General features: G+C 68.0%; 21 protein-coding genes, 1 tRNA gene and 1 riboswitch. Of the genes, 17 read left to right on the plus strand and 5 right to left on the minus strand.

Annotated features, from left to right (window positions below):
* Window positions 1-172: 172 nt before the first annotated feature.
* The gene (gene metZ, locus PIJ50_RS15825; protein WP_271976532.1) at window positions 173-1,354 is read right to left on the minus strand and encodes an O-succinylhomoserine sulfhydrylase; all 1,182 of its coding nucleotides are present in this window, start codon (window positions 1,352-1,354) and stop codon (window positions 173-175) included.
* Between the two features lie 44 nt (window positions 1,355-1,398).
* A riboswitch (SAM riboswitch) is annotated at window positions 1,399-1,476 on the minus strand.
* A 98-nt stretch (window positions 1,477-1,574) separates the two neighbouring features.
* Between metZ and PIJ50_RS15830 the strand changes: the two genes are divergently transcribed.
* A complete protein-coding gene (locus tag PIJ50_RS15830; RefSeq protein WP_271976533.1) occupies window positions 1,575-2,435 on the plus strand; it encodes a hypothetical protein in 861 nt (286 codons plus the stop codon).
* Here the strand turns inward: PIJ50_RS15830 and PIJ50_RS15835 are convergent.
* From PIJ50_RS15835 to ftsY, 3 genes are read right to left on the minus strand one after another with little or no spacing between them, the layout of a single operon-like run.
* On the minus strand, window positions 2,414-3,010 hold the full coding sequence (locus tag PIJ50_RS15835; RefSeq protein WP_271976534.1) for an inner membrane-spanning protein YciB: 597 nt from the start codon (window positions 3,008-3,010) through the stop codon (window positions 2,414-2,416). The genes PIJ50_RS15830 and PIJ50_RS15835 overlap by 22 nt on opposite strands.
* 10 nt (window positions 3,011-3,020) lie before the next feature.
* A complete protein-coding gene (locus PIJ50_RS15840) occupies window positions 3,021-3,911 on the minus strand; it encodes an EamA family transporter (RefSeq protein WP_271976535.1) in 891 nt (296 codons plus the stop codon).
* Between the two features lie 18 nt (window positions 3,912-3,929).
* On the minus strand, window positions 3,930-4,913 hold the full coding sequence (ftsY, locus tag PIJ50_RS15845) for a signal recognition particle-docking protein FtsY (RefSeq protein ID WP_271976536.1): 984 nt from the start codon (window positions 4,911-4,913) through the stop codon (window positions 3,930-3,932).
* 116 nt (window positions 4,914-5,029) lie between these two features.
* Between ftsY and PIJ50_RS15850 the strand changes: the two genes are divergently transcribed.
* Window positions 5,030-5,419, plus strand: coding sequence for a hypothetical protein (locus tag PIJ50_RS15850; RefSeq protein ID WP_271976537.1), 390 nt, complete (start codon window positions 5,030-5,032; stop codon window positions 5,417-5,419).
* Here PIJ50_RS15850 and xseA read toward each other — a convergent pair.
* The gene (xseA, locus tag PIJ50_RS15855) at window positions 5,416-6,963 is read right to left on the minus strand and encodes an exodeoxyribonuclease VII large subunit (protein ID WP_271976538.1); all 1,548 of its coding nucleotides are present in this window, start codon (window positions 6,961-6,963) and stop codon (window positions 5,416-5,418) included. The two genes, PIJ50_RS15850 and xseA, sit on opposite strands and share 4 nt — an antisense overlap.
* A 72-nt stretch (window positions 6,964-7,035) precedes the next feature.
* Between xseA and purD the strand changes: the two genes are divergently transcribed.
* The 15 genes from purD to PIJ50_RS15930 all read left to right on the plus strand — a co-directional run bounded on the left by purD (window position 7,036) and on the right by PIJ50_RS15930 (window position 23,163).
* On the plus strand, window positions 7,036-8,301 hold the full coding sequence (gene purD, locus PIJ50_RS15860) for a phosphoribosylamine--glycine ligase (RefSeq protein WP_271976539.1): 1,266 nt from the start codon (window positions 7,036-7,038) through the stop codon (window positions 8,299-8,301).
* A gap of 137 nt (window positions 8,302-8,438) precedes the next feature.
* Complete coding sequence (locus PIJ50_RS15865; RefSeq protein ID WP_271976540.1) at window positions 8,439-9,698, plus strand: aspartate kinase; 1,260 nt, start codon at window positions 8,439-8,441, stop codon at window positions 9,696-9,698.
* A gap of 18 nt (window positions 9,699-9,716) precedes the next feature.
* Window positions 9,717-11,960: a phosphoenolpyruvate--protein phosphotransferase gene (ptsP, locus tag PIJ50_RS15870; protein WP_271976541.1), complete on the plus strand. Its 2,244-nt coding sequence runs from the start codon at window positions 9,717-9,719 to the stop codon at window positions 11,958-11,960.
* A 48-nt stretch (window positions 11,961-12,008) separates the two neighbouring features.
* Window positions 12,009-13,058, plus strand: a complete 1,050-nt coding sequence (gene alr, locus PIJ50_RS15875; protein ID WP_271976543.1) for an alanine racemase — start codon at window positions 12,009-12,011, stop codon at window positions 13,056-13,058.
* Window positions 13,055-13,837, plus strand: a complete 783-nt coding sequence (locus PIJ50_RS15880; protein WP_271976545.1) for an MlaE family ABC transporter permease — start codon at window positions 13,055-13,057, stop codon at window positions 13,835-13,837. The genes alr and PIJ50_RS15880 overlap by 4 nt, the downstream gene beginning before the upstream one ends.
* Window positions 13,834-14,580, plus strand: coding sequence for an ABC transporter ATP-binding protein (locus PIJ50_RS15885; RefSeq protein ID WP_271976546.1), 747 nt, complete (start codon window positions 13,834-13,836; stop codon window positions 14,578-14,580). The genes PIJ50_RS15880 and PIJ50_RS15885 overlap by 4 nt, the downstream gene beginning before the upstream one ends.
* Window positions 14,580-15,938 carry a DNA repair protein RadA gene (gene radA / locus PIJ50_RS15890; RefSeq protein ID WP_271976548.1) on the plus strand — a complete coding sequence of 453 codons (1,359 nt, stop codon included), beginning with the start codon at window positions 14,580-14,582 and terminating at the stop codon, window positions 15,936-15,938. Before PIJ50_RS15885 ends, radA begins: the two co-directional genes overlap by 1 nt.
* Before the next feature lie 15 nt (window positions 15,939-15,953).
* Window positions 15,954-16,556: a CvpA family protein gene (locus tag PIJ50_RS15895; protein WP_271976550.1), complete on the plus strand. Its 603-nt coding sequence runs from the start codon at window positions 15,954-15,956 to the stop codon at window positions 16,554-16,556.
* A 78-nt stretch (window positions 16,557-16,634) separates the two neighbouring features.
* On the plus strand, window positions 16,635-18,098 hold the full coding sequence (gene purF, locus PIJ50_RS15900) for an amidophosphoribosyltransferase (RefSeq protein WP_271976552.1): 1,464 nt from the start codon (window positions 16,635-16,637) through the stop codon (window positions 18,096-18,098).
* 55 nt (window positions 18,099-18,153) lie between these two features.
* On the plus strand, window positions 18,154-18,645 hold the full coding sequence (locus PIJ50_RS15905; protein WP_271976553.1) for a flavin reductase family protein: 492 nt from the start codon (window positions 18,154-18,156) through the stop codon (window positions 18,643-18,645).
* On the plus strand, window positions 18,642-18,851 hold the full coding sequence (locus PIJ50_RS15910; protein ID WP_271976554.1) for a hypothetical protein: 210 nt from the start codon (window positions 18,642-18,644) through the stop codon (window positions 18,849-18,851). Before PIJ50_RS15905 ends, PIJ50_RS15910 begins: the two co-directional genes overlap by 4 nt.
* A gap of 58 nt (window positions 18,852-18,909) precedes the next feature.
* Entirely contained in the window at window positions 18,910-20,196 is a 1,287-nt protein-coding gene (locus PIJ50_RS15915) for a homoserine dehydrogenase (protein ID WP_271976556.1), read from the plus strand.
* Between the two features lie 73 nt (window positions 20,197-20,269).
* The gene (gene glpX, locus PIJ50_RS15920; protein ID WP_271976558.1) at window positions 20,270-21,238 is read left to right on the plus strand and encodes a class II fructose-bisphosphatase; all 969 of its coding nucleotides are present in this window, start codon (window positions 20,270-20,272) and stop codon (window positions 21,236-21,238) included.
* 52 nt (window positions 21,239-21,290) lie between these two features.
* The gene (gene recJ, locus PIJ50_RS15925) at window positions 21,291-23,042 is read left to right on the plus strand and encodes a single-stranded-DNA-specific exonuclease RecJ (protein WP_271976560.1); all 1,752 of its coding nucleotides are present in this window, start codon (window positions 21,291-21,293) and stop codon (window positions 23,040-23,042) included.
* Between the two features lie 49 nt (window positions 23,043-23,091).
* Window positions 23,092-23,163, plus strand: a tRNA-Glu gene (locus tag PIJ50_RS15930).
* The last annotated feature ends 2 nt before the right edge of the window (window positions 23,164-23,165 follow it).

Genomic DNA, 23,165 nt, shown 5'->3' on the forward strand with positions numbered 1-23,165 from the left:
TGCAGCGCCACAAGGTCGTCCTCCGTCGCCTGCGCCGTGTACCCCCGCAACACCTCCAGCGCCGCCTCCGCCTCGGCACGCGTCGGAGGAAGATCAGGACGAATGTTCATGGGAAAAACACCTCAGGTAGGATGGCGCGGCCAGTATAATCCAGCCGCGCCCTGAACCCAAGTCAGATCGCGTCCAGCGCCTGACGCAGATCGGCGATCAGGTCGTCCGCATCCTCCAGCCCCACCGACAGGCGGACGAGGCCTGGCGTGATGCCCAGCGTCGCCTTCTGGTCGGCCGGCAGGCGCTGGTGCGTCGTGGTGGCGGGATGGGTCGCGATGGATTTCGCGTCGCCCAGGTTGTTGGACATCTTGATGATCTCCAGCGCGTTCAGGACGCGGAAGGCCGCCTCCTTGCCCGCCGCCACCTCGAACGCGATCATGGTGCCGCCTTCGGACATCTGGGCGCGGGCCAGCGCCTGCTGGGGATGGGTGTCAAGGAACGGGTGGATCACGCGGGACAGGCGCGCATCCCCTTGCAGGGCCTGCGCGATCTTCCAGGTGCTGTCGGCCATGGCGCGGCAGCGCAGGTCCAGCGTGGCCATGCCGTTCAGCATGATCCAGGCGTTGAACGGGCTCATCGAGCCGCCGGTGTGCTTCATGTACGGCTCCAGCGTGCCGCGGATGAAGTCGGTGGTGCCCAGCACGACCCCGCCCAGCGCCCGGCCCTGCCCGTCGATGTGCTTGGTCGTGGAATAGATCACCACATCCGCGCCCAGGCGGATCACGTCAGAGAACATCGGCGTGGCGAAGACGTTGTCCACCATGACCAGCGCGCCGGCGGCGTGGGCGATCTCGGCCACGGCCTTGATGTCGATGACCTCCAGCGTCGGGTTGGAGATCGATTCGAAGAACACGGCCTTCGTGCCGGGCGTCACGGCCGCGCGCCAGGCGTCCAGATCGGTGCCGTCGACCAGCACGATTTCCACCCCGAAGCGGCCGAGGATGTTTTCAAGGATGTAGAGGCAGGAACCGAAGAGCGCCCGCGCGGCCACGATCCGGTCGCCGGCCTTGCAGATCGACACCAGCGCGCCGTTGACGGCCGCCATGCCCGACGCGGTGGCAAAGGCGTCCTCCGCCCCTTCGATGGCGGCGATCCGCTCCTCGAACATGCGGGTGGTGGGGTTGCCGTAGCGGGCATAGATGAACTCGTCGCCCTGGATGCCCTCGAACCGGGCCTCCGCCTGTTCGGCGGTGTCGTAGACGAAACCCTGCGTCAGGAAGATCGCTTCCGCCATCTCGCCATACTGGCTGCGGCGGCTGCCGGTGTGCACAAGCTTCGTGCGCGGTTTCCAGTCGTTGGCCATTGTCCGACACTCCAAACAGAAAAAGCCCCCGGCGCCGGAAGCGCGGAGGCGTTGCCTTCACCTCTTTAGCGGGTTGTTTAACGTGGCCCGCAATCCGGTCTCAAAGCACCACAAGGGCGGATTAGGCCCCAAGGTGGATTTCGTCAATCCTTCACGTGGGCGTCATGGTCGTTTCGCCTCTGTCCGGCATCCTGAGGCTGAAGGGGACATGGGGGCAACCATGCTGATCGCCGTCAACGCCGCAGAGGGGTCGCTGGTCGAACGCCGGACCGGATCGCTGGACGAAGCCCTGTCGCACCTGCCTGCCACCGCCCCCGTCACCCTTCTGATCCACGGCTACCGCTATGCCCCGCAGGCCGACGATCCCTTTGCGGGCCTTCTGGGGCCGGCGGGCTGGCCTCGGCGTTTGGGCTTTGGGCGGGGGCAGACGGGCCTGTGCATCGCCTTCTGCTGGAACGGATCGGGCACGCTGTGGCAGGCCAACCGGCGGGCGGCGGAGGCAGGTCACAGCCTTGCGCGGCTGATCCGCACCCTGCGGGCGCGGCATGACGGGCCGCTGGGCCTTCTGACCCACAGCCTGGGCGCCCGTGTGGGGCTGTCGGCGCTGCCGCATCTGGGGGCGCATGACGTGACGCGGATGGTGCTGCTGGCGGGGGCGGAGTTTCGCGACACCGCCGAGGCCGCGCTGGCCGGAACCGCGACCGAGGTTCTGAACATCACGAGCCGCGAGAATGACGGCTACGACGTGCTGTATGAAAACCTGATCGCGCCGTTTTCGGGGCGCCGGACGATCAGCACCCTGCCCTCAGGCCCCCGCGTCGCGACGTTGCAGATCGACCACCGCGGGCATCGCCACGCGCTGGCAAGCCTCGGGTTCCCCACGCGCCCGCCGGACCGGCGCATCTGCCACTGGTCCAGCTATCAGCGGGCGGGTCTGTTCCGGCTGTACCGGCGGTTCCTGCTGGCGCCGCAGACGCTGCCCATGGCCACCCTGCGCGCTGCCTTGCCCGAAGGGGTGACGCCGCGCTGGTCACGCCTGCGCGGCACCTTCCCCGAGGGTCAGCGCTTTTCCACCCCATAGGTCTGCAGCAGCTTGCCCTGCCCCATGAAGAACAGGAACAGCGCCGCCGTCAGGCCGAAGGTCTTGAAGCTGACCCACACCTCAGTGGAGAACATGCGCCACACAACCTCGTTCGCAACGGCGAGGGCAAAAAAGAAGGCGCAGAGCCGCTTGGTCAGGATCATCCAGCCCTCGTGCTGAAGGGGGATCGCCTCTTCCAGCACAAGGCGGAGGTAGCTTTGGCCGCGCAGCAGGCCCACGCCCAGAATGATGCCGAACAGAAGATAGATCAGCGTCGGCTTGATCTTGAAGAAGCGTTCGTCGTTCAGCCAGACCGACAGGCCGCCGAACACGACTGCCAGCACCACCGTCGCGATCTGCATCTTCGACAGGTGCCCTGTCAGCCGCCACAGGATGAGCGTGGTGATGACCAAAAGCGGCAGGAAGGCCGCCGTGGCCACGATGAAGCCGCTGTATTCCGTGCCGCCGACGGTGAACACGCGGTCCTTCAGGACCACGTAGGCCACGAAGAACAGAACGACGGGGCCCACCTCCAGCACCATCTTCAGCATCGAATTGATCTTGCGGCGTTCCATGTCGTCCCTTTCAGCCCAGCTGCACCAGCACCGCACCCGCGGCGATTCCCCCCATCAGCGCGAGGCGCGACGGAGAGGACTTTTCACCCAAAGCCACCCATCCGATCAATGCGGCAAAGAGCGTCGACGTTTCACGAAGCGAGGAGACCTCCGCGACCTTGCCGATCCGGGTGCCCAGCATCACGCCGCCAAAGCTGACAAAGGCCACCAACGCGCCGATGGCGCCGCGCCACAGCACGGGCCGTGCCCAAGCCAGCCCCCGTCGCCGGACCACCATCCAGCTTGGAAAATCGACGGAGGTCACGAGGAAGAACCACACCAGAAAGGCGAAGGGGTTTTCCCAAAGCCGGATGCTCCACGCGTCATAGGTGGTGTAGACCGCGACCGTGATACCCGTGACCAACGCCCAGCCCAGCGCCGCCACCAGCGCCGGGCGGTTCAGGGGGGCCGCGTCCAGGTTCAGCTTGGCCAGCCACAGGATCGACCCCGACAGGACGGCCACGCCGAACCACTGGATGCCCACGTAATGCTCGCCCAGGAACAACGCGGCGAAGGTCAAAGTGACCAGCGGCCCCGTCCCCCGCACCACGGGATAAACGACCGTGTAGGCCCCGCGTTCATAGGCGCGTGCCATGCAGATCTTGTAGATGAGGTGGATGACCACCGCGCCCGCCAGGATCAGCCATTCCGACCCCTGCGGCCAGGGCACGAGGAACAGCGCCACCGGAAGGGTGTAGATCACGATCCACAGGTCGATCCCCGCGCGGCTGATCCACGGATCGGCCTTGCCCTTCTGCAGGGCGCCGAAGCAGGCGTGGGCGAAGGCCGAACACAAGGCGAGCGCCATGCCCACATGGCTGCCCGTCGGGGTTCCGGCGATGGAGTTCAGCCAGTCGATCATCGCCGCCCCCCCCCCCGGTCATTTGGCGTCGAGGCCGACCAGCGCGCGGGCGAAATCGTCCGGATCGAAGGGGGCCAGATCGTCGATCTGTTCCCCCACGCCAATCGCGTGGATGGGCAGGCCGAACTTGTCGGCTAGCGCCACCAGCACGCCGCCCCGCGCCGTGCCGTCCAGCTTCGTCATCACGAGGCCCGAGACATCGGCGATCTTGCGGAAGATCTCCACCTGGTTGATGGCGTTCTGGCCCGTGGTCGCGTCCAGCACCAGAAGCGTGTTGTGCGGGGCCGAAGGGTCCTTCTTGCGGATCACGCGAACGATCTTCGACAATTCCTCCATCAGGTCGGCGCGGTTCTGAAGGCGGCCCGCGGTGTCGATCATCAGAAGGTCCGCGCCCTCGGCTTCCGCCTTGGTCATCGCGTCGAAGGCGAGGCTGGCCGGATCCGACCCCTCGGGCGCCGTCAGCACCGGCACGCCGGCCCGGCGGCCCCAGATCTGAAGCTGTTCGACCGCCGCTGCGCGGAACGTGTCGCCCGCCGCGATCACCACCGTCTTGCCCGCCGCGCGGAACTGGCTGGCCAGCTTGCCGATCGTCGTCGTCTTGCCCGAACCGTTCACGCCCACCACCAGCACCACCTGCGGGCGTTTCGCCGTCAGGGGCATCGGGCGGGCCACGGGTTCCATGATGCGCGCCACCTCGGTGGCCAGCGCGGTCCGGATCTCGGTCGGGGACACGCGGCGGCCGAAGCGGCCTTCGGCGATGTTGGCGGCCACGCGCAGGGAGGTGTCCACGCCCATGTCGGCGGCGATCAGAACCTCTTCCAGCCCTTCCAGCATGGCATCGTCGAACTCGCGCTTGGGCTCGTCCGTGCCGATCAGGCGGCCCAGAAGGCCGGGCTTCGGCGCCTCGGCCGGGGTGTCGGCCACGACGGCGTCGATCCCCTCGGCCAGCTTGTCCGAGGAACGCGTCATCTTTGCGCGCAGCTTGCTGAAGAAGGACGCCATCGGGGCCTCGTCTTTGGGTTTCCCCTGACCTAAGCGCTTTGGCGCGCAAGGGCAACGTCCGCCGGTCAAGCGGGCGTGACTGGATTTGGCGTTAACCTTCTGACAGGATCACGGCCATGCTGAAAGTCATCCCCTTCCTTCTTCTGGCCGCCGCGCCCGCCCTGGCCGAAACCCCCGTCACCCCCGAGGAGTTCGAGGGCTATGCCACCGGGCGCACCCTGTCCTATGCCGCGGGCGGACAGGTCTTCGGAACGGAACAGTATTTGCCCAACCGCCGCGTCGTCTGGGCGTTTGAAGGCGAGGACTGCCAGTACGGGCGCTGGTATCCGCAGGACGACCAGATCTGCTTTGCCTATGAGGATGGCGACCCGCAGTGCTGGACCTTCTGGAAGAAGGGTTCCGGCCTTGCCGCCCGCTACATGAACGACACGACGGGCGTGGAGTTATCGGAGGTGAAGCGTTCCTCCCTTCCTCTGAACTGCCCCGGGCCGGATGTGGGCGTCTAGAACAGCGATCCCTGTTCGGGCGCGTCCTTGCGGGCCTTCTTCGGCTTGGCGCCAAGGGTCACGCGGCCGTCGATGAACTCGGCCTCCAGCACCGCGGCCTTTTCGGCGGCGGCTTTGGTGGTCAACACCTCCCCGTCCCCGCGGATCACGGCATAGCCGCGCGCCAGCGTTTCGCGATAGCCGAGGGTCTGGCGCAGGCGGTCCGTCCCTTCCAGCTGGTCGGCCAGCGCCCGCAGGCGGACGGCGGGGGCGGCGTTCAGGCGCGCCTCCAGCTTTACCAAGTTGTCCCGACGGCGGGCCATGTCGCGATCCGCCTCGGCCAGCGCGCGGGCATAGGCGGGGGCCAAGCGGGCCGACAGGGCCGCCAGCCGTTCCGCGCCGCGTTCGTGGCGGCGGTGGGTGCAGGTGTCCAGCGCGCGGGTGCGGTCGGCCAGACGCTCCCGTCCCCGTGCGGCCAGATCGGCCAGAAGGCGGGGGCGCAGATGCACCGCCAGTTCGGTCAGCTTCGCCCGCCGATGCGTAACGCCCACGCCCAGCGCGCCGTCCAGACGCCCGGCCCACAGGTCATGCCGCTGCGCCGCCGTCTGGGTCAGCGTTTCGGGGCGCGGCAGGGCGCGGGCCAGATCGCGCAGGCGCTGGGCGCGGTTCACGAAGCCCGTGGCGATGCAGCGCGACAGGCTGGCGCCGCGCTGATCCACCGCCGCCAGCAGCTCCACCCGCACGGGCACGGCCATCTCGGCCGCCGCCGTGGGCGTGGGCGCACGGCGGTCGGAAACGTGGTCGATCAGCGTCGTGTCCGTTTCGTGCCCCACGGCCGAGATCAGCGGGATCCGCGAGTCGGCGGCGGCGCGGACCACTATCTCCTCGTTGAAGCCCCAAAGGTCCTCGAGGCTGCCGCCGCCACGGGCCACGATCAGCAAGTCGGGGCGCGGGATCGGCCCGCCCGCCGGCAGGGCGTTGAAACCGCGGATGGCGGCCGCCACCTCGGGCGCGCACTTGTCGCCCTGCACGGCCACGGGCCAGATCAGGACGTGGCGCGGAAAACGGTCGCGCAGGCGGTGCAGGATGTCGCGGATCACGGCCCCCGAAGGCGAGGTGACAACCCCGATCACCTCGGGCAGCCAGGGCAGCGGGCGCTTGCGGTCCGCGTCGAACAACCCTTCCGCCGCCAAGGCGAGCCTGCGCTTTTCCAGCATGGCCATCAGGGCACCGGCCCCTGCGGGGCGGATGTCCTCGATGATCAGCTGGTATTTGGACTGGCCGGGAAAGGTCGTCATGCGGCCGGTGGCGATGACCTCCATCCCCTCCTCGGGGCGGACGGTCAGCTTGCCGGCCTGCCCCTTCCACGTGATCGCGGCGATCACGGACCGGTCGTCCTTCAGGTCGTAATACAGATGCCCCGAGGCGGGGCGCGACACGCGGCCGATCTCTCCGCGCACGCGGACCATCCCGAACTCCCCCTCGATCACGCGCTTCACGGCGCCCGAGAGTTCGGAGACGGTGAATTCGGCGGCGTTGTCGGTGGGCGGTTCGAACAGATCCATGTCGGCCTTCTTGCGGTTTGACGGGGGGAACCCTAGAACGCGGGGGCGAAAAGGCCAAGCGGGGGCACGGCGATGAACATCCTTATTCTGGGCAGCGGCGGGCGCGAACATGCGCTGGCCTGGGCGGTGAAGCAGAACCCGAAATGCGACCGGCTGATCGTCGCGCCGGGCAATGCGGGCATCGCGGGCGTGGCCGAATGCGCCGCGATGGACATCCTGGACGGCGGCGCGGTGGTGGAGTTCTGCGAGGCGAACTCCATCGATTTCGTGATCGTGGGGCCGGAAGCGCCGCTGGCGGCCGGTGTGGCCGACGCCACCCGCGCGGCGGGGCTCCTGACCTTCGGCCCCTCCGCCGCCGCCGCGCAGATCGAGGCGTCGAAGGCTTTCACCAAGGAGCTGTGCGACGCCTGCGGCGCCCACACCGCCGCCTATGCCCGCTTCGATCAGGCGGCCCCCGCGAAGGACTACATCCGCCAGCAGGGCGCGCCGATCGTGGTCAAGGCCGACGGTCTGGCCGCGGGCAAGGGCGTGATCGTGGCCATGACCGAGGAGGAGGCGCTGGCCGCCATCGACGACATGTTCGGCGGCGAGTTCGGCGCGGCCGGGGCCGAGGTCGTGATCGAGGAATTCATGGAGGGAGAGGAAGCCTCGTACTTCATCCTGACGGATGGGGAAACCTGCCTGCCCATCGGCACCGCGCAGGACCACAAGCGCGCCTTTGACGGCGACGAAGGGCCCAACACCGGCGGCATGGGAGCCTATTCCCCCGCCCCCGTCCTGAACGACGCCATCGCCAGGCTGGCGCTGGAGGAGATCGTGAAGCCCTGCGTGGCGGAACTCGCCCGTCGCGGCACCCCCTATCAGGGCGTGATCTATGCGGGGCTGATGATCAGGGACGGGATGCCGCGCCTGGTCGAATACAATGCCCGCTTCGGCGATCCGGAATGCCAGGTGCTGATGATGCGCCTTGGCGCGCAGGCGCTGGACCTGCTGCTGGCCTGCGCGGAAGGCACTTTGGCTGACGCGCAGGTGAATTGGGCAGACGATCATGCACTGACGGTGGTGATAGCGGCGAACGGCTATCCCGGCCCCTATGACAAGGGCAGCGTGATCGGGGGGCTGGAGGCGCTGCCCGAAACCAGCCACCAGATGGTGTTCCACGCGGGCACGGCGGAAAAGGACGGCCGGATCGTGGCCACGGGCGGGCGCGTGCTGAACGTGACCGCGCGCGGCGCCACCCTGGCCGAGGCGCAGGCCGAAGCCTACCGGATGCTGGACACCATCGACTGGCCCGGGGGCTTCGCCCGCCGCGACATCGGGTGGCGCGCACTGGGGTGATCCGCCGCCGGCGGGCGGCGCAACGCCCGCCCGCATCGCCAAGGGCCGGGCGCCCGCGCATCACGGGGACCTGACCGCTTGCCCTTGGGCGGCGGGGGCGCTAGAGGGGGTCCCGTATGTCCGGCAGAGGGGGGACCATGCCACTTCTCGTCATGAAATTCGGGGGCACCTCAGTGGCCGATCTGGCCCGCATCAAGAATGCGGCGCAGAAGGTCAGGAAAGAGGTCGAACGCGGGTATGACGTCATCGTCATCGTGTCTGCCATGTCGGGCAAGACCAACGAGCTGGTGGGTTGGGTCGAACAGACCTCCCCCCTCTTCGACGCGCGCGAATACGACGCCGTCGTCGCCAGCGGCGAGAACGTGACCGCGGGCCTGATGGCGCTGACCCTGCAGGAGATGGACGTGCCCGCACGGTCCTGGCAGGGCTGGCAGGTGCCGATCAACACGACCTCGGCCCATTCCTCGGCCCGGTTCGTGGACATCCCGCGCGCCAACATCGACGCGAAGTTCGCCGAAGGCTTCAAGGTCGCCGTGGTCGCGGGCTTCCAGGGCGTGTCGCCCGAAGGCCGGGTCACGACGCTGGGCCGGGGCGGGTCGGACACGACCGCCGTCGCCTTCGCCGCCGCCTTCAAGGCCGAACGCTGCGACATCTACACCGACGTGGACGGGATCTACACCACCGACCCGCGCATCACGACCCGCGCGAAGAAGCTGGACCGCATCGCCTTCGAGGAGATGCTGGAACTGGCGTCGCTGGGCGCCAAGGTGCTCCAGACCCGGTCGGTGGAACTCGCGATGCGCTACAACGTGCGCCTGCGGGTCCTGTCCTCGTTCGAGGACACCGACGAAAATTCCGGCACGCTTGTCTGCGCAGAGGATGATATCATGGAATCGAAAGTTGTCTCCGGCGTCGCCTATTCGCGCGAGGAAGCCAAGATCACCCTGTTCACGATCGAGGACCGCCCCGGCGTCGCCTCGGCCATCTTCGGGCCGCTGGCCGATGCGGGCATCAACGTGGACATGATCGTCCAGAACATCTCGGAAAAGGACTATGACGACGACCATCCGGGCGCCGTCACGGACATGACCTTCTCCTGCCCGATCAACCAGGTGGCGCGCGCGAAGAAGGCGCTGGAAGACGCCAAGGCCGCCGACCTGATCAAGTACGACGAGCTGATCATCGACGAGGACGTGGCCAAGGTCTCCGTGGTGGGCATCGGCATGCGGTCGCACGCGGGCGTCGCGGCCAAGATGTTCAAGGCCCTGTCCGCCGACGGGATCAACATCAAGGTGATCTCCACCTCCGAGATCAAGATTTCGGTGCTGATCGACCGGAAGTATATGGAACTTGCCGTGCAGGCGCTGCATGATGCCTTCGAGTTGGAGAAGGCCTGACGGCCCATAGGGGGCACTTTGCCGGAACGCACCGACAGCGACAGCCGCCGCCTTCTGCGGCGCTTGCGTGACAGCCTTGCCCTTCCGGGCAAGGGGCAGGACCGTCTGGACCGCATCACCCACCTGATCGCGGACTCCATGCGGTCCGAGGTGTGCTCGATCTACCTGTTCCGCGACCCCGAGACGCTGGAACTGTGTTCCACCGAAGGGCTGAAGCCCGAGGCCGTGCACCAGACCCGCCTGAAGCTGGGCGAGGGTCTGGTGGGCCAGGTCGCCCGCATGGGCAAGCCCCTGAAGACTGCGAACGCCCCCGCTGCCAAGGGCTTCCGCTACATGCCCGAAACGGGAGAGGAGGCGTATTGCGCCTTCCTTGGCGTGCCGATCCAGCGTGTGGGCGAACGTCTGGGCGTGCTGGTCGTGCAGTCGAAGACCGAACGCCTTTACGCCGAGGACGAAGTCGACGCGCTGGAAGTGGTCGCGATGGTTCTGGCCGAGATGGCGGAACTCGGCGCCTTCAACAGTGATGAGGGCATGGGCGGCAAGCACACCCATCCCGTCCTTCTGCGCGGCGGCACCGGGCAGGAAGGCGCCGCCGAAGGGCATGTCTGGCTGCACGAACCGCGCGTCGTGGTCACGAACCCCGTCGCCGACGACCCCCTGACCGAGATCGAACGCATCCGCGACGCCGTGGCCAAGCTGCGCGTGTCGGTGGACGACCTCCTGTCGCTCGCATCCCTGGACAAGGAACAGCGGCAGGTTCTGGAAGCCTATCGCATGTTCGCCCATTCGCGCGGCTGGCTGCGCCGGATGGAGGAAGACATCACCCGCGGCCTGTCGGCCGAGGCGGCGGTGCAGAAGGAGCAATCCTCGGCCCGCGCCCGCATGGAACAGGTGCCCGACGCCTATCTGCGCGACCGGCTGCACGATCTGGACGATCTGGCGAACCGCCTTCTGCGCATCCTGACAGGTCAGGGCCGCGACACGGGGGCCGAGATGCCGTCGGACCCCGTTCTGGTCGCGCGCAACATCGGCCCCGCCGAACTGCTGGATTACGGCCGCAAGCTGAAGGGCATCGTGCTGGAGGAAGGATCCGTCGGGTCGCATGCGGCCATCGTGGCGCGCGCGCTGGCGATCCCGCTGGTCATCCACGCCGACCGCATCACGGCCGAGGCGCTGAACGGCGATCCGATCCTTGTGGACGGCGACCAGGGCATCGTCCACCTGCGCCCCGAGGAAACGATCGCCCGCGCCTTCCGCGACAAGATGGCGATGCAGGCGCAGGCGCAGGAACGCTACACCTCGCTGCGCGGTCTGCCGGCGCAATCGAAATGCGGCACGGTCACCGCGCTGCACATGAACGCGGGCCTGATGGCGGACCTGCCGTCGCTGGAACATTCGGGGGCCGAGAAGGTGGGCCTGTTCCGGACGGAACTGCAGTTCCTGATCCGCAACCAGATGCCCAAGCGCGAGGAGCTGGCCCGCATCTACACCCGCGTGCTGGAAGCGGCCAAGGGTCGGGACGTCACCTTCCGCACGCTGGACATCGGGTCGGACAAGGTCCTGCCCTACATGAAGCCGCAGGACGAACCGAACCCCGCCATGGGCTGGCGCGCGATCCGCGTGGGGCTGGACAAGCCCGGCGTGCTGCGGATGCAGCTTCAGGCCCTGATCCGCGCCCATCGCGACCGTCCCATGTCCGTGATGTTCCCCTTCATCACCGAGGGGGTGGAGTTCCGCGAGGCCCGCGACACCCTTCTGCGCGAGATGGAGCGCGAGCGGGCCATGGGCCACGCCGTGCCCGCCAGCCTGCGCATCGGCGCCATGCTGGAAACGCCCGCGCTGGCCTTCGCCCCCGACCGCTTCTTCCGCGAAACGGACTTCATCTCCATCGGCGGGAACGACCTGAAGCAGTTCTTCTTCGCGGCCGACCGGGAAAACGAACGTGTGCGTCGGCGTTACGACACGCTGTCCGTGGCCTTCCTTGAATTCCTCCGCCGCATCGTCCTGCGCTGCGAGGAGCATGGCACGGAGCTGTCCTTCTGCGGCGAGGATGCGGGCCGCCCGATCGAGGCGATGTGCTTTGCGGCCATGGGGATCCGCACGCTGTCGATGCGTCCGGCCTCCATCGGGCCGGTCAAGACGCTGCTGCGCCGCATCGACCTGGCCGAACTGCGGGAGCTGATCGACGCGGCCATGCTGCACGGCGACAGCGTTCGCGAACCCGTGATCGACTGGCTGTCCCAGCAGGCCGAGCAGGGCTGATCCCGCCTTTGGCCTTGACCTTCCCCTCCCTTCTGCCGAAACAGCACCATGGCCACCGCACGTCTTTCCATCAATCTTGATGCCATTGCCGCCAACTGGCGCGCGCTGAACCGCATGTCCGCGCCCGAATGCCAGACCGGCGCGGTGGTGAAGGCGAACGCCTATGGCACGGGGGCCGGGCGCGTCGCGCAGGCGCTGGCCAAGGCCGGGGCGCGCCGCTTCTTCGTGGCGACCGCGGATGAGGCTGTGGCCGTGCGCGAGGCGCTGGGCCATGGCCCGCAGATCAACGTCTTTGCCGGCCACATGGCGGGCGACGCCGAGATGATCCACGCGCTGGACCTGACGCCGATGCTGAATTCCATCGAGCAGATCATGCGCCACGCCGAAACCCTGCCCGGCCATGCGTTCGGCATCCAGCTGGACACCGGCATGAACCGTCTGGGGCTGGAGATGCCCGAATGGCAGGCCGTGGCGCCCATGGTGCTGGAACTGCGGCCCGAACTGGTCATGTCCCACCTCGCCTGCGCGGACGAGCCGGACCATCCGATGAACGACGCGCAGCTGGCGGAATTCCACGCGATGACCGACGGTTGCGGCGTTCCCCGATCGCTTGCGGCCACCGGGGGCATCCTGCTGGGCGAACGCTTCCATTTCGACCTGACGCGCCCCGGCATCGGGCTGCATGGCGGCCGCCCCTATGACCTCGGCTTCCCGGCGGTGCGCCTGTCCCTGCCCGTCATCCAGGTGCGGGAGGTTCAGGCCGACGAGGTCGTGGGCTATGCCGCCTCGTGGCGGGCCGAGGGGCCGAGCTATGTGGCGACCGTCGCCGCCGGCTATGCCGACGGGCTTCCGCGCCGCCTGTCGGGTCAGGCCACGCTGTGGGCGGGCGACACCCCTTGCCCGCTGATCGGTCGCGTGTCGATGGACCTGATCACCGTGGACATCACCCATCTGGACCACGTCCCCGAGGCGCTGGACATTCTCGGCCCCCATCAGACGGCCGACGATCTGGCCGATGTGGCGGGCACGATCGGCTATGAAATCCTGACGTCGCTGGGTGCGCGATACCGCAGGGATTATCTGGAGGACGGCGCATGATCCTGACCACCCCGCTGGCGGCACTTGGCCGCGTGGTGCTGGAGGCGTTGGCCGGCATCGGCCGCATCGCCATCTTCGCCGCCCAGGTGGTCAGCCACATCCTGCGCCCGCCCTTCTATCCGCGTGAATTCCTAAACGCGATCCTTCAGATCGGCTGGTTCAGCCTGCCGGTCGTGGGTCTGACGGCCCTGTTCACCGGCGGGGCGCTGGCCCTGCAGATCTATGCCGGCGGCGCGCGCTATGGCGCCGAGGCCGCGGTTCCCGCCATCACCGCCATCGGCATGGTGCGCGAACTGGGCCCTGTCCTCGGCGGGCTGATGGTGGCGGCGCGCGTCACATCCTCCATCGCTGCCGAGATCGGGACCATGAAGGTCACCGAACAGATCGACGCGCTGGTGACCCTGTCCACGAACCCGCTGAAATACCTGGCCGTGCCGCGGGTCGTCGCGGCGGTGCTGGTGGTGCCGGTGCTGGTGGCCGTGGGCGATTCCATCGGCATCGCGGGCGGCTGGCTGGTGGGCGTGAACCAGCTGGGCTTCAACTCCTCCACCTACATCAAGAACACGGTCGATTTCCTGCAGTTCTGGGACATCGGCTCGGGCCTTGTGAAGGGTGCGGCCTTTGGCTTCATCATCGCGCTGATGGGCGTCTATCACGGCATGAACTCCGGCCGGGGCGCGCAGGGCGTCGGCGCCGCCACGAAATCGGCGGTCGTCGCGGCCTCGGTGCTGATCCTTGCGGCGAACTTCCTTCTGACAAGGGTGTTCTTCGGATCATGATTGAACTTTCGGACGTCCATAAGGCCTTCGGGCCGAACAAGGTGTTGCAGGGCGTCAACCTGACGATCCCCAAGGGCACCAGCATGGTGATCATCGGCGGGTCCGGCACGGGCAAATCGGTGCTGCTGAAATCCGTGCTGGGGCTGGTGCGCCCCGACAGCGGCACCATCACGCTGGACGGGCAGGACGTGACCAAGGGCGACCGCGAGGCGTTTCTGGCCCGGTTCGGCATGCTGTTCCAGGGCGGCGCGCTGTTCGATTCGCTGCGCGTCTGGGAAAACGTGGCCTTCCGCCTGCGTCAGGGCAACCAGAAGCGGCCCAAGGACGAGGCGCGCGCCATCGCGATCGAGAAGCTGCGCCGCGTGGGCCTGAAGGAACATGTGGCCGACCAGTATCCCGCCGAACTTTCGGGCGGGATGCAGAAGCGCGTCAGCCTGGCCCGCGCCATCGCGGCCGAGCCCGAGATCATCTTCTTTGACGAACCGACCACCGGTCTGGACCCGATCATGTCGGGCGTCATCAACGACCTGATCCGCGAGATCGTGACCGAGATGGGCGCCACCGCCATGACCATCACGCATGACATGACGTCGGTGCGGGCCATCGCCGACAACGTGGCCATGCTTCATGGCGGCAAGGTGCGCTGGACGGGCCCCGTGTCGCAACTGGACGCGACGGACGATCCCTATATCCAGCAGTTCATCCATGGGCGGGCCGAGGGGCCGATCGAAAGCGTCCGCTGATGGCCAAGGGGGTTCCCGCCTTCACCTGCACGGCCTGCGGCGCGGTGCATCGCAAGTGGGCGGGCAAGTGCGACGCTTGCGGCGCCTGGAACACCATTGTCGAAGAAGCGCCCCTCACCGCCGGCCCCAAGGCCTTGGGCGCCCGCGGCAAGGGGATCGAGCTGACGGATCTGGCGACCGAGGAAGCGCCCCCGCCCCGCGCGGCGTCGGGCATGGACGAGCTGGACCGCGTGCTGGGCGGGGGTCTGGTGCCCGCCTCGGCCATTCTTGTCGGTGGCGATCCGGGCATCGGGAAGTCCACCCTTCTGCTGCAGGCGGCGGCAAGTTTCGCACAATCGGGGCTGAAATGCCTCTACATCTCGGGCGAGGAAGCCTCGGCGCAGGTGCGGATGCGCGCCCAGCGGCTGGGCCTGACGAACGCCCCCGTGGCCCTGGGCGCCGAAACCAACCTGCGTGAGATCCTGACCACGCTGGACCGCGAACGCCCCGCCCTGGCCATCATCGATTCGATCCAGACCATGTGGCTCGACACGATCGACAGCGCGCCGGGATCGGTCAGCCAGGTCCGTTCCTCGGCCCATGAACTGGTGACCTTTGCCAAGACAAAGGGCGTCGCGGTGATCCTGGTCGGCCATGTGACCAAGGAAGGCCAGATCGCCGGCCCCCGCGTGGTCGAGCATATGGTCGACACCGTTCTGTATTTCGAAGGCGAACGCGGGCACCAGTTCCGCATCCTGCGCGCCGTGAAGAACCGCTTCGGCCCCGCGGACGAGATCGGGGTGTTCGAGATGACGGGCGACGGGCTGGCGCAGGTCGCCAACCCTTCGGCCCTGTTCCTGTCGGAACGCGACAAGCCTGCCCCCGGCTCGGCCGTCTTCGCGGGCATCGAGGGCACCCGCCCGGTGCTGACGGAGATTCAGGCGCTGGTCGCGCCCTCCCCCCTCGGCACGCCACGCCGGACGGTGGTGGGGCTGGATTCGGGCCGCCTGTCCACCATCCTTGCGGTGCTGGAGGCGCGCTGCGGCATCCCCTTCACCGGGCTGGATGTGTTCCTGAACGTGGCGGGCGGCATGCGGGTGAACGAACCCGCCGCCGATCTGGCCGTCGCCGCCGCCCTTCTGTCGGCGCGCGAGGATGTGGCAATTCCGCCAGACACCGTGCTTTTCGGCGAGATCAGCCTTTCCGGAGCGCTGCGTCCTGTGGGACAGACGGAAAACAGATTGAAAGAAGCCTCGAAACTTGGTTTCACACGGGCGATCGCCCCCAGCCGGTCGAAGCTCGGCTCGACCACCGGGATGGAGGTTCGGCAGATGTCGGACCTGACGGCCTTCGTGGGTGACGTGTTCGGGGCGGGCTGAGACCGGGAGAGGTTCATGGACGGCTTTACCATCATCGACGCCGTGGTTGCGGTGGTCATTGTCTTGTCGGCCGTGCTTGCCTATGCGCGCGGGCTGGTGCGCGAGGTCATGGCGATCATCGGCTGGGTGGCTGCGGCCGTTCTGGCCTTCACCTTCGCCGCGATGGCGCAGCCGCTGGTGCTGCAGATCCCGGTGGTGGGCGAATTCCTGGGCGACAGCTGCGAGCTGTCGATGGTCGCGGCATTTGCGGTCATCTTCGCGCTGTCCCTTGTGGTGATCTCGCTCTTCACGCCGCTCCTTTCCTCCACGCTTCAGGGCACGGCGGTGGGGTCGGTGGACCAAGCCCTGGGTTTCGCCTTCGGTGCGGCGCGGGGCATCGTCCTCGTGGCGGTGGCGTTCCTGGTCTATGACAAGGTCATCGGCGCGCAGACCGTCCCCATGGTGGATAATTCCCGCTCGGCCCATGTCTTCGCCTCGTTCCAGGGCAAGATCGACGCGCAGGTTCCGGACGACGCGCCGGGCTGGGTTGTCCAGCAATACGAGAAGCTGGTCGGCACCTGCGGCGTGCCCGTGCAGCCCATCGCCCCCGAAGTGGCCCCGGCGCCGCAAAACGGTTAGGGATTTGATTACAGGTGGGTGACAGTCGCGGCGTTAGCGACTACATGAGGGGCAATTCCACGGATTCGGAGCGCGCCCATGCGACCCTTCATGTCCCACCCCTTTGACGATGACAAGTTGAAGGAAGAATGCGGCGTTTTCGGCGTGATCGGCGTGGCCGACGCCGCGAACTTCACCGCGCTGGGGCTGCACGCCCTGCAGCATCGCGGGCAGGAAGCGGCCGGCATCGTCTCGCATCACCCCGAGCATGGGTTCAACTCCGCCCGCCGCTTCGGCTATGTGCGCGACAACTTCACCAACCAGAAGGTGATGGACACGCTGCCGGGCGAACTGGCCATTGGCCATGTCCGCTATTCCACCGCCGGATCGAAGGGCGCGACGGCCATCCGCGACGTGCAGCCCTTCTTCGGCGAGTTTTCCATGGGCGGCGCCGCCATCGCCCATAACGGCAACCTGACCAACGCCGCCCAGCTCCGCCGCGAGCTGATCGAGCGCGGGTCGATCTTCCAGTCCTCCTCGGATTCGGAATGCATCATCCACCTGATGGCACGGTCGATCCAGCGCACCGTCCCCGAACGGATGAAGGACGCGCTGCGTCGGGTCGAGGGCGCGTTTTCGGTCATCGCGATGACGCGGACGAAGCTGATCGGCGTGCGCGATCCGCTGGGCGTGCGCCCGCTGGTGCTGGGCCGCATCGGCGAAGGCTATGCCCTGTCGTCGGAAACCTGCGGCCTCGACATCATCGGGGCGGAGTTCGTGCGCGAGGTCGATCCCGGCGAGATGGTGGTGATCGAGGACGGCCAGATCACCTCGTCGCGCCCCTTCGCGCCCGCCGCGTCGCGCTTCTGCATCTTCGAGCACGTGTATTTCTCGCGCCCCGACTCCATCCTCGGCGGTCGTTCGGTCTACGAGACGCGCCGCCAGATCGGCGTGGAACTGGCGCGTGAGGCGCCGGTGGAGGCGGATCTGGTCTGCCCCGTGCCCGACAGCGGCACCCCGGCGGCCATCGGCTTCAGCCAGGAATCGGGCATCCCCTATGCGATGGGGATCATCCGCAACCAGTACATGGGCCGGACCTTCATCGAGCCGACCGAGCAGATCCGCAACATGGGCGTGCGGCTGAAGCTGAACGTGAACCGGGCCCTGATCCGCGGCAAGCGGGTGATCCTGGTCGACGATTCGGTCGTGCGCGGCACCACCAGCCGCAAGATCAAGGACATGATCCTGGACGCGGGCGCGGCGGAGGTGCACTTCCGCATCGCCTCGCCCCCCACGGCCTGGCCCTGCTTCTATGGCGTGGACACACCCGAACGGTCCAAGCTGCTGGCTGCCAACATGTCGGAAGACGAGATGCGCGACTGGATTGGCGTCGATTCGCTGCGGTTCATCTCTCTCGACGGGCTGTATCGCGCGGCCGGAGAGGCGGCGGGCCGCGACCCGAAGGCGCCTAAGTATTGCGACGCCTGCTTCTCGGGCGAATATCCGGTGATCCCCAGCGACAAGCTGGCCGAAGGCTTCGAGATGAAGCAGGCGGCCGAGTAGGGTTTACACCCTTCGTCCCGCCCCCCATAAATCGCCCAAACGGCAAGGGGGCGGCATGACCGAGATCACGACATTCGAAGCCACGGACAACGCGCTTCCGTTCCGTGACGCCCTGGGCCGCTTCGCCACGGGCGTCACGCTGGTCACGACCCAGTCGGACAAGGGGCCGATCGGGATGGTGGCCAACAGCTTCGCCTCGGTGTCGCTGGATCCGCCGCTGGTCCTGTGGTCGCCCGCCCGCTCCTCCTCTCGCTTTCCCTTCTTCGAACGGGCGCAGCATTTCGCGATCCACGTCCTGTCGGCGGAACAGGCCGACATCTCCATGGCGTTCGGACGCGGGGCGGCGGGGTTCGATCTGGTGTCGCATGGTCCCAACGATCAGGGCGTGCCCCTGATCGAAGGATCGTTGGCGCGGTTCGAATGCACCACCCACGCCACCCATGATGGCGGCGATCACCTGATCATGGTCGGCCGCGTCGGACGTGTGACCCTGAACGATGGGCATCCGATGATTTTCCACGGCGGCAAGTTCAGGACACTGGCATGAGGTGGATCGCCCTTCTTCTTCTGGCCGCCTGCGCCCCCCGCCCCGATGTGGGACCGCTGCCCCCCGGCGCCACCGCCCCGCCTGTCCTGCTGCCGCAGGCCGAGATCGACGCGCGGATCGGCCGGAATCTGACCGGCCCTTCCACCGAAGACGATCTTGACGCCCGCGCGGCCGCCCTGCGCGCCCGCGCCGCCGCCTTGCGGTAATCGCTGGCAGGGGCCGCCGTCCCGCGTTATCAATCCTTTGGCAACTTTCGGAGGATACATGCCCGCTCCCCTGCGTATCGGACTTGCCGGCCTTGGAACGGTCGGCGTCGGTGTCATCAAGATCGTCCAGCAGCACGCGGACATGATCGCCATGCGCGCGGGCCGTCCGATGATGATCACCGCGATTTCGGCCCGGACCTCGGGGCGGGATCGTGGCGTGGACCTGTCGGGCTTTGCGTGGGAAGACGATCCCGTGGCGCTGGCCCGCCGCGACGACGTCGATGTCTTCGTGGAAGTCATGGGCGGCCATGAAGGCGCCGCCAAGGACGCGAGCGAGGCGGCGCTGGCCAGTGGCAAGGACGTGGTGACGGCCAACAAGGCGCTTCTGGCGCATCACGGGCAGGCCCTGGCCGAGATGGCCGAGGCGGCCGGCCGCACCATCCGCTTCGAGGCCGCGGTCGCCGGCGGCATCCCGATCATCAAGACCTTGACCGAAGGGCTGGCCGGCAACGGCATCCGCCGGGTGATGGGCGTGATGAACGGCACCTGCAACTACATCCTGACCCGGATGGAGGATACGGGCCTGCCCTATGACGTCGTGTTCGAGGAAGCCCGTGCCCTTGGCTATCTGGAAGCCGACCCGAACCTCGATGTCGGGGGGATTGATGCCGGCCACAAGCTGAGCCTTCTGTCCTCCATCGCCTTTGGCACGCAGGTCGCCTTCGACGCGGTGGAGCTGGAGGGGATCGGCGAGATTTCCATCGACGACATCCGCCGCGCGGCCGACATGGGCTATCGCATCAAGCTTCTGGGCGTGGCGCAGATGACGGGCCGCGGGCTGGAACAGCGCATGACCCCCTGCCTTGTTCCCTGCGACAGCCCGCTGGGGCAGTTGTCGGGCGGCACGAACATGGTCGTGGTCGAAGGCGACGCCGTGGGCCAGATCGTGATGCGCGGCGCCGGGGCGGGACAAGGCCCGACCGCCAGCGCCGTCATGGGCGACGTGATCGATCTGGCGCGGGGCACCCGCCTGCCCACCTTCGGGATGCCCGCAGCCTCGCTGACGGTGCCGGTCGCGGCCCGCTCCGCCTCTCCCGCTGCGTGGTATCTGCGCATGAAGCTGCAGGACAAGCCCGGCGCCTTGGCCAAGATCGCAACCAAGCTGGGCGAGGCCGGGGTGTCCATCAACCGCATGCGCCAGTATGGCCATGCCGAAGGCGACGCGCCCGTCCTGATCGTGACGCACAAGGCCACGCGCGACGACATCCTGACCGCGCTGAAGATGTTCCGGTCCACCGGCGTTCTGGTGGGCGAACCCGTCGCTCTGCGGATCGAGGACGTCTGACAGCGCTACCACGCTTGCCCCCCGCCTCCCCCCGCTCTACCACTTGGCGGGAGCAATGGAGACGAGGGGCAAGATGGCCAACGCAGAACAATTTCAAGACCGTATGCTGTCGCTGGGCCTGGCCCGGGTGTCGGAGGCGGCGGCGCTTGCCTCGCACAGCCTGATCGGGCGCGGCGACGAAAAGGCCGCCGACCAGGCCGCCGTGAACGCCATGCGCGAACAGCTGAACCTCCTGGACATCGCGGGCGTCGTCGTCATCGGCGAGGGCGAGCGGGACGAGGCGCCGATGTTGTACATCGGCGAGGAAGTGGGCACGGGCAACGGCCCCGCCGTGGACATCGCGCTGGACCCGCTGGAAGGCACCACGCTGACGGCCAAGGACATGCCGAACGCGCTGACCGTGATCGCCATGGCCCCGCGCGGCACCCTGCTGCACGCGCCCGACGTGTACATGGAAAAGCTGGCGATCGGCCCGAACTATGCCGTGGACACCGTGACGCTGGCGATGTCGCCCGCCGAACGCGTGCACGCGTTGGCCAAGGCCAAGGGCGGGTCGGCCGCCGACATCACCGTCTGCATCCTGGAGCGTGACCGCCACGCCGACCTGATCGCCGAGGTCCGGTCCACGGGCGCCGCGATCCGCCTGATCACCGATGGCGACGTGGCCGGCGTTATGCACTGCTCGACTCCCGGCACGGGCATCGACATGTACATGGGTTCGGGCGGCGCGCCGGAAGGCGTCCTGGCGGCCTCGGCCCTGAAATGCATGGGCGGCCAGTTCTACGGCAAGCTGCTGTTCCGCAACGATGACGAAATCGGCCGCGCCCGCACCGCCGGGATCGAGGATCTGGACCGCATCTACACCCGCGACGAGCTGGTGACCGCCGACGTGATCTTCGCTGCCACCGGCGTGACGGACGGCAACCTCGTCGCCGGCATCAAGCGCGAGGTGGGCTGGGTTACGACGGAAACGATCCTGATGCGTTCGCGCACGGGGTCGGTGCGGCGGATGACCTACCGCAACCCGATCAAGGCCATCTGATCCCGGAGGGGGCGGCGTTGCCGCCCCTTTCGCTTTGCGGTATGGGGGGCGGATGATCCCCCCACGCGCATTCCTGAACGTCGAACGCTCGCTCCTTGGCCGCCGCTGGGTCGGCCCCACGGATGACGAGGATCGCCTGGCCGAGGCCATGGGCCAGTCCACCCGCCTGCCCGCCGCCCTGTGCCGGACGCTGGTGCGCCGCGGCGTGACGCCGGCCGATGCCGCCCTGTATCTTGCCCCTGCGATGCGCGACCTGCTGCCCGACCCGATGGTCCTGCGCGACATGGGTCCGGCCGCCGACCGCATACTGCAAGCCGTGCGCAGGAACGAGCGCATCGCCATCTTTGCCGATTACGACGTGGACGGCGGCGCCTCGGCCGCGCTGCTGATCGTGTGGCTTCGCGCGATGGGGCGGGACGCGACGCTGTATATTCCCGACCGCATCGACGAAGGCTATGGCCCCAATGTTCCGGCCATGCAGGATCTGGCCGCCCGCCATGACCTGATCATCTGCGTCGATTGCGGCACGCTGAGCCATGAGCCCATCGCCGCCGCAACCGCCGCCGATGTCGTCGTGCTGGACCACCACCTTGGCGCGGAAACGCTGCCCCCCGCCCTCGCCGTCGTGAACCCCAACCGGCAGGACGAGGATGGGTCGCTGGCCCATCTCTGCGCCGCCTCGGTCGTGTTCCTGGTGCTGGTGGAGGTGAACCGCCGCCTGCGCAAGGACGGGGTCACGGGGCCGGATCTGATCGGGATGCTGGATCTGGTGGCGCTGGCCACGGTGGCCGATGTGGCGCCGCTGATCGGCGTGAACCGTGCGCTGGTGCGGCAGGGCCTGAAGGTCATGGCACGGCGGGAACGCGTGGGCCTGACCGCACTGGCCGATGTGGCCCGGATGACGGAGGCGCCTACCCCCTATTCGCTGGGCTTTCTTCTGGGGCCGCGCGTGAACGCCGGCGGCCGCATCGGGCAGGCCGATCTGGGCGCCCGCCTTCTGGCGACCGAAGACCCGCGCGAGGCCGCCGCGCTGGCCGCGCGGCTGGACGAATTGAACACCGAACGCCGCGACATCGAGGCGCGGGTGCGCGCCGAAGCCATGGCGCAGGCCGAAGCACGCGGCCTTGATGCGCCGCTGGTCTGGGCGGCGGGCGAAGGCTGGCATCCGGGCGTGGTGGGCATCGTCGCCTCCCGCCTGAAGGAGGCGACGAATCGTCCCGCCGTGGTCATCGGGCTGGAACGCGGGATCGGCAAGGGCTCGGGCCGATCGGTGGCGGGGGTGGATCTGGGCGCGTCCATCCACCGGCTGGCGTCGGAAGGGCTCCTTCTGAAGGGGGGCGGGCACAAGATGGCCGCCGGCCTGACGGTGGAGGAAGCCCGCCTGCCCGAGGCGATGGAGCGATTGGCCGAGTTGCTGGCCAAGCAGGGCGCGGGCAACGCTGGCCCGTCGGACCTGCGGATCGAAGGGCTGTTGATGCCCGAGGCCTGCACCCCCGCCCTGATCGAGCAGATCGAGAGTGCGGGGCCGTTCGGCGCCTCCTCTCCCGCGCCGCGATTCGCCTTTGCCGCGCAGGGCGTGACCGCCCGCCGGATCGGAGAGAACCACCTGCGCCTGACCTTCGGCGGGTTGGGCGGCCCCCGTGTGGACGCGGTGGCCTTCGGCGCCTTCGACGGCCCGCTGGGCCCCGCCTTCGACAACTGCGGCACGCGCCGTTTCCACCTTGCCGGGCGGTTGGAGATCAACAGCTATGGTGGGCGCAACCGCGTGCAGCTTCGGCTGGAGGACGCGGCGGAGGAAATCTGAATTTTCCGCTTGCGCGCCCCCGCGTCCCGCACTAGAAGCCCGTTCCAGTGGCCCGTTCGTCTATCGGTTAGGACGTCAGGTTTTCAACCTGAAAAGAGGGGTTCGACTCCCCTACGGGCTGCC

The sequence above is a fragment of the Falsirhodobacter sp. 20TX0035 genome, assembly GCF_028307215.1.
In the GTDB taxonomy this organism is placed as follows: Bacteria; Pseudomonadota; Alphaproteobacteria; order Rhodobacterales; family Rhodobacteraceae; genus Falsirhodobacter.

Excerpts from the sequence above, each read along its gene's own strand:
- metZ (WP_271976532.1), bottom strand. The coding sequence starts at position 1,354 with ATGGCCAACGACTGGAAACCGCGCACGAAGCTTGTGCACACCGGCAGC.
- PIJ50_RS15830 (WP_271976533.1), top strand. The coding sequence starts at position 1,575 with ATGCTGATCGCCGTCAACGCCGCAGAGGGGTCGCTGGTCGAACGCCGG.
- PIJ50_RS15835 (WP_271976534.1), bottom strand. The coding sequence starts at position 3,010 with ATGGAACGCCGCAAGATCAATTCGATGCTGAAGATGGTGCTGGAGGTG.
- PIJ50_RS15840 (WP_271976535.1), bottom strand. The coding sequence starts at position 3,911 with ATGATCGACTGGCTGAACTCCATCGCCGGAACCCCGACGGGCAGCCAT.
- ftsY (WP_271976536.1), bottom strand. The coding sequence starts at position 4,913 with ATGGCGTCCTTCTTCAGCAAGCTGCGCGCAAAGATGACGCGTTCCTCG.
- PIJ50_RS15850 (WP_271976537.1), top strand. The coding sequence starts at position 5,030 with ATGCTGAAAGTCATCCCCTTCCTTCTTCTGGCCGCCGCGCCCGCCCTG.
- xseA (WP_271976538.1), bottom strand. The coding sequence starts at position 6,963 with ATGGATCTGTTCGAACCGCCCACCGACAACGCCGCCGAATTCACCGTC.
- purD (WP_271976539.1), top strand. The coding sequence starts at position 7,036 with ATGAACATCCTTATTCTGGGCAGCGGCGGGCGCGAACATGCGCTGGCC.
- PIJ50_RS15865 (WP_271976540.1), top strand. The coding sequence starts at position 8,439 with ATGCCACTTCTCGTCATGAAATTCGGGGGCACCTCAGTGGCCGATCTG.
- alr (WP_271976543.1), top strand. The coding sequence starts at position 12,009 with ATGGCCACCGCACGTCTTTCCATCAATCTTGATGCCATTGCCGCCAAC.
- PIJ50_RS15880 (WP_271976545.1), top strand. The coding sequence starts at position 13,055 with ATGATCCTGACCACCCCGCTGGCGGCACTTGGCCGCGTGGTGCTGGAG.
- PIJ50_RS15885 (WP_271976546.1), top strand. The coding sequence starts at position 13,834 with ATGATTGAACTTTCGGACGTCCATAAGGCCTTCGGGCCGAACAAGGTG.
- radA (WP_271976548.1), top strand. The coding sequence starts at position 14,580 with ATGGCCAAGGGGGTTCCCGCCTTCACCTGCACGGCCTGCGGCGCGGTG.
- PIJ50_RS15895 (WP_271976550.1), top strand. The coding sequence starts at position 15,954 with ATGGACGGCTTTACCATCATCGACGCCGTGGTTGCGGTGGTCATTGTC.
- purF (WP_271976552.1), top strand. The coding sequence starts at position 16,635 with ATGCGACCCTTCATGTCCCACCCCTTTGACGATGACAAGTTGAAGGAA.
- PIJ50_RS15905 (WP_271976553.1), top strand. The coding sequence starts at position 18,154 with ATGACCGAGATCACGACATTCGAAGCCACGGACAACGCGCTTCCGTTC.
- PIJ50_RS15910 (WP_271976554.1), top strand. The coding sequence starts at position 18,642 with ATGAGGTGGATCGCCCTTCTTCTTCTGGCCGCCTGCGCCCCCCGCCCC.
- PIJ50_RS15915 (WP_271976556.1), top strand. The coding sequence starts at position 18,910 with ATGCCCGCTCCCCTGCGTATCGGACTTGCCGGCCTTGGAACGGTCGGC.
- glpX (WP_271976558.1), top strand. The coding sequence starts at position 20,270 with ATGGCCAACGCAGAACAATTTCAAGACCGTATGCTGTCGCTGGGCCTG.
- recJ (WP_271976560.1), top strand. The coding sequence starts at position 21,291 with ATGATCCCCCCACGCGCATTCCTGAACGTCGAACGCTCGCTCCTTGGC.